Origin of the sequence: Streptococcus sp. KR (assembly GCF_002238115.1) — a bacterium.
Classification (GTDB): Bacteria; Bacillota; Bacilli; order Lactobacillales; family Streptococcaceae; genus Streptococcus.
The window spans coordinates 1-544 of record NZ_NGVM01000126.1 but is presented as its reverse complement, the minus strand read 5'-3'; the positions used below and the strand labels follow the sequence as shown (position 1 = coordinate 544).

1 protein-coding gene is annotated in these 544 nt (G+C 33.1%); it reads left to right on the top strand.

All coding sequences use genetic code 11. The features are described 5' to 3' along the window. On the top strand, positions 1–525 hold a 525-nt coding region (locus CBI42_RS12860; RefSeq protein ID WP_218822070.1), incomplete at its 5' end, for a hypothetical protein. Between the last annotated feature and the right edge of the window lie 19 nt (positions 526–544).

The following is a 544-nucleotide window of genomic DNA, read 5'->3' as shown; positions in this document are numbered from 1 at the left end:
AAATCAGCAGAAGTAGATGCAAAAGAAGCTACCACGTTGACAAATGCAAAATTATACGCAGATAGTCAAATTAATAGTCAAATTAAGGCTCTTGTTGATGGAACACCACAAGATCTTGATACATTAAAAGAAATTGCCGATAAATTATCTGGAGACGATACATCAATTGACACTCTTCTGAAAAATATTGCTTCAAAAGCTGATGCTGGAAACGTTTACACTAAAAATGAAATCGACACAAAAATTAATAGCTTAGTCAATTCAACTTCTATGCAAGCAGTTCTTAAACCATTACAAGATCAGTCATATAAATGGTCTGACAGTATTAATACAATTGATTCTATCTTTGCTAACATCCCTAATATTGGCGTAAACAATGGTCTTTATCGGATATATACTTTATCAAGTTCTTCTGGAAATCCTTCTATGGTTGTTAGGGACTGGAAGCCGTACAATCAGACTTGTGTTTTTGAAGACATCAACGGTAATGGTTTTGAAATGTCACAAGGCCATTTAAATGCTTAATAATATAATAGGAAGTGAA